Origin of the sequence: Hyalangium sp. (assembly GCF_035629615.1) — a bacterium.
In the GTDB taxonomy this organism is placed as follows: Bacteria; Myxococcota; Myxococcia; order Myxococcales; family Myxococcaceae; genus Hyalangium.
Genome location: NZ_DASPHO010000586.1, coordinates 1 through 4111, shown reverse-complemented (window position 1 = coordinate 4111; position 4111 = coordinate 1). Strand labels below are relative to the sequence as shown.

The window sequence follows — 4111 nt, the reverse complement described above, 5'->3', positions numbered from 1 at the left end:
TCGTGCCCGGCTCCGAGTTCCGGTGCGGTGGCGACCCCTCCCTGGGCCGCAACTGCATGCGCCTGAGCTTCTCGAACCTCAACCCCGAGCAGATCGAAGAGGGCATCACCCGGCTGGCCCGTGCCGTCAAGCGGCTGCGCTGAGTCCCCTCCCCAGCCCGAGCGCCCGGCGGAGCCGCGGTGGCGCTCGGGCCTGATGGCGCCCCTTCAGCCTCGCAGGCTCAGGCGGCCCGTCTCGCGCCGCCGGGCGTCGAGGCTCTGCGCGTGCTTGCGCACCAGCTCCCAGGCCTCCTGGGCGTAGGCCTCCGTGGTGCGCATGTTGCCGATGGAGATCCGGAGGGTGAAGCGGCCGTTCAGCTTCGTCTGCGACAGCAGGACGCGGCCGGTGGCGTTGACGGCCTCCAGGGTCGCCTCGTTGAGCTCGTTCAGGTAGGCCTCGACCTTCCCCTTCTCCTCGGGGGGGCCCTGCCGTAGCAGGGGCTCCAGATCGCGCGGGCGCGCGCGGAGGCAGAGGGTGCTGAAGGAGCGGGGGGCCAGGAGCTCGAAGTCGGGCTCGGCCTGGATCCGCGCCGCGAGCTCCCCGGCCATGGCGATATGGTTCCGGATATGGGCGGCCAGCGTCTCCTGGCCGAAGGAGCGCAGCACCATCCACAGCTTGAGGGCGCGGAAGCGGCGGCCGAGCTGCAGGCTCCAGTCCATGTAGTTGGTGATCTCGTCCGAGCGCGTCGTGGCGCTCTCGAGGTAGGCGGGGACGAGGCTGAAGGCCTGTTTGAGGACGCGCGGCTCGCGCACGAACAGCACCGTGCAGTCCATGGGCACGAACATCCACTTGTGGAGGTTCACCACGATGGAGTCGCCGTGCTCCCAGCCCGCCAGCAGGGGGCGCAGCTCGGGGGCGATGGCCGCGGCGCCTCCCTGGGCGGCATCCACATGCATCCAGATGCCGTGCCGCCGGCAGATCTCCGCCACCTCGGGGACCGGATCAATGCTGGCGCTCGACGTCGTCCCGATGGTGGGCACGACACAGAGGGGACGCCAGCCCGCGGCGAGATCCTCCTGGATGGCGCGCTCGAGCTCCCCGGCGCGCATGCTGAAGCGCTCGTCCACCGGGATCTTGCGGATCCCCTCCTGCCCGATGCCCACGGTGAGCGCGGCCTTGTCCAGCGAGGAGTGGGCCTGCTCCGAGATGTAGACGCGCAGCCGTGGCAGCTCGGCGCGCCCGGCCATGCCCTTCTCGCGGATGCTCAGCCCCGCCCGCTCGCGCGCGCCGGCAAAGGCCGTCATGCTGGCGATGGAGGCGGTGTCCACGAGCATCCCCCGGAACTCAGCCGGCAGCCCCATCATCTGTCGGACCCAGTCAACGACCACCTCCTCCAGTTCGGTCGCCGCCGGCGAGGTGCGCCAGACCATGGCCGTCACGTTGAGCGCCGACATCAGCAGCTCGCCCAGGATGCCGGGGCTGGAGCCTGTCAGGCTGAAGTAACCGAAGAAGCCCGGGTGGTTCCAGTGCGTCACCCCCGGGAGGATGTGCTGCTCGAAGTCCTTGAAGATGGCCTCGAACGGCTCCGGCGCGGTGGGGGGAGCGCTCGGGAGCTGCTGCTTGATGTCCCCGGGCTTGCTGCGCGACATGATCGGGTAGCGCTCCGGGTGCTCGAAGTAGTCGGCGATCCAGTCAATGAGGTGATGCCCATGGCGGCGGAACTCGGCGGGGCTCATGTCACCGAGGCGCGGTGGAGGGGTTTCGTCGTGCATGGCGGTTCCTCATATCACTGGCACGGGTGCGCTCGGCGCCCGAATGAAGACGGGCGCGGACATGCAGAGGTCCGCGCCCGTCTCGCACTGTCTGATGCTGGAGCGGGGATCCGCCGAGAGAGGCACGGCCCCCGTGCTGCGTGCTGGATCAGGCGGCCTGCACCTGGGCAGACGGATTGAAGCCCGTCACCTCCAGGTGGATGTCGATGCGATCGCTCACCAGCACGCCTCCCGTCTCGGTGATCTTGTTCCAGACGAGCCCGAAGTCCTTGCGGTCGATGCTCGTGCTCGCGCTGAAGGCGACTCGCTCCGTACCGAACGGATCCTTCGTGTGGCCGAGGTACTCGGTATCGAGCGTCACCTCGCGGGTCGTCCCGCGGATGGTGAGGTCCCCTACCACCTTGTAGCGATTCTTGCCCGCGCTCTCGACCTTCTTGCTGCGGAAGGTGATGGCCGGGTGATTGTCCGCATCAAAGAAGTCCGGGCTGCGCAGGTGGTTGTCGCGGTCCTTCATGTTGGTGTCGATGCTGGCCGTCTCGATCTTCACCTCCGCGGACACGGGGGTGTCATCCGTCTTGTTCAGCGACACCCGGCCTGAGAAGCGTGAGAACTGGCCACGCACCTTGGCGACAACCATGTGCCGCGCGGTGAAGCCAACCTCCGTGTGGGCCGGATCGATCTCCCAACTCTCGACAGTCATTCCTTGAACTCCTGGCTAGGGGGTTAATGGTGGGGGCGCAAGGTATGGCTTTTCCCGTGAGCACTTCAAGTCCGTCTCGCCTGTATGATGGTGCGGGCTATTCCCTGAGAGGCCATCGCCGTGATCGTCAACCTTGAGGACTTGCGCGACCACGCGCGCCGACGGCTCCCTCGAGCCATCTTCGACTTCGTGGATGGAGGGGCCGAAGACGAGCACACGCTGCGGGCCAACCGGCTGGCCTTCGAGAAGTACACCTTCCGCGCGCGGGCGCTTGTCGACGTGAGTGCGTGCGACCAGTCGACCACGCTCCTGGGCAAGCCGCTCTCCACGCCCGTGATCCTCGGGCCCGCTGGGCTGGCAGGGCTGCTGGCGCCCCGAGGCGAAGTCCTGGCCGCGCGGGCGGCGGAGAAGAAGGGCACCCTCTTCACGTTGAGCACCATGTCGGTGTGCCCGATCGAAGAGGTGGCCGCGGCGGTGCCCGGCTCCTCGCTCTGGTTCCAGCTCTACGTCTGGAAGGACCGGGGTATTACCCGCTCCCTGATCGAGCGGGCCAAGGCGGCCGGCTACCACGCGCTCTGCCTGACGGTGGACGTGCCAGCCATGGGGCGTCGTGAGCGCGATCTCCGCAACGGCTTCACCGTTCCTCCCCGCGTGACGATCTCCAACCTGCTGGACACGCTGCTCCACCTTGGCTGGGTGTTCCGGATGCTGACGGTGCCACGCCCGACGTTCGGCAACTTCGTGGGCACCGGGAAGGTGGAGAAGGAGGACGCCATCTCCGTGGCGACCTTCACCAACAAGCAGTTCGATCCCAGCGTGACCTGGGCCGACCTGGAGTGGGTCCGCTCGCTCTGGCCAGGGCCGCTGCTGCTCAAGGGGATCTCCTGCGCCGAGGATGCGCGGCTGGCCCTCCAGCACGGCGTGCAGGGCCTTATCGTCTCGAACCATGGCGGCCGGCAGCTCGACCACCTCCCGGCGGCGATCGATCTGCTGCCGGAGATCGCCGAGGCGGTGGAGGGGCGCGCGGAGCTCATCCTGGATGGCGGCATCCGGCGCGGCTCTGATGTGGTCAAGGCCATTGCCCTCGGGGCACGCGCCTGCATGATCGGGCGGCCCTTCCTGTACGGGCTGGCCGCCAGGGAGCAGGCCGGGGTGGAGCTGATGCTGGATCTGCTCCGGGCGGAGATCGACCGGACCCTGGCCCTGATCGGCTGCCCCCGGCTGACCGATCTTGGCCCCGGCTCCCTCCGGAGCGAGGCGCGACCGCAAGCGCCCGAGAAGAGCATGCGGCTCATGTCCGCCAACAACGCGGCCTGAGTGGCCGGCTCATTCGACGAAGGGGCCACTGAACCGGGGCAATCTCTTTCGCCATGCTCCAAGGGCGTGTTCGGGTCGCTACCCCGCTCGGGCCAGGTCTCCCGTGTTGCGCACCTCTCCGTGTGCTCACATGCCGCGCCCCACTACCCCGGTGGTCCGCTCGCCCAGTTCCGGCTTCACTCACGTTGCGGCCTGCAAGCTTGCTCGACCTCCTTTCGAGGCCTTCTGTCTCTGGGCTTCGAGTCCGCCGGTCGCCCGACGGCCCCGCCAGATAGCTACCAGGAGGTCGACTTCCTCCTCGCGCGGGACTTCCACCCGCTGGTCAGGTGCACCTTCACGGCGC

The 4111-nt window shown here is 68.4% G+C and carries 3 protein-coding genes; 1 reads left to right on the top strand and 2 read right to left on the bottom strand.

Features of this window, described 5'->3' with window-relative positions:
- Positions 1-206 precede the first annotated feature (206 nt).
- Positions 207-1751, bottom strand: a complete 1545-nt coding sequence (locus VD972_RS29575; protein WP_324992112.1) for a pyridoxal phosphate-dependent decarboxylase family protein — start codon at positions 1749-1751, stop codon at positions 207-209.
- Positions 1752-1899: 148 nt separating this feature from the next.
- Positions 1900-2451: a YceI family protein gene (locus VD972_RS29570; RefSeq protein WP_324992111.1), complete on the bottom strand. Its 552-nt coding sequence runs from the start codon at positions 2449-2451 to the stop codon at positions 1900-1902.
- A 120-nt stretch (positions 2452-2571) separates the two neighbouring features.
- Here VD972_RS29570 and VD972_RS29565 point away from each other — a divergent pair, with 120 nt between their 5' ends.
- A complete protein-coding gene (locus VD972_RS29565) occupies positions 2572-3768 on the top strand; it encodes an alpha-hydroxy acid oxidase (RefSeq protein ID WP_324992110.1) in 1197 nt (398 codons plus the stop codon).
- The last annotated feature ends 343 nt before the right edge of the window (positions 3769-4111 follow it).

Bases quoted from the DNA above. Each gene is read 5' to 3' on its own strand.
- VD972_RS29575 (WP_324992112.1), bottom strand. From the start codon at position 1,751: ATGCACGACGAAACCCCTCCACCGCGCCTCGGTGACATGAGCCCCGCC.
- VD972_RS29570 (WP_324992111.1), bottom strand. From the start codon at position 2,451: ATGACTGTCGAGAGTTGGGAGATCGATCCGGCCCACACGGAGGTTGGC.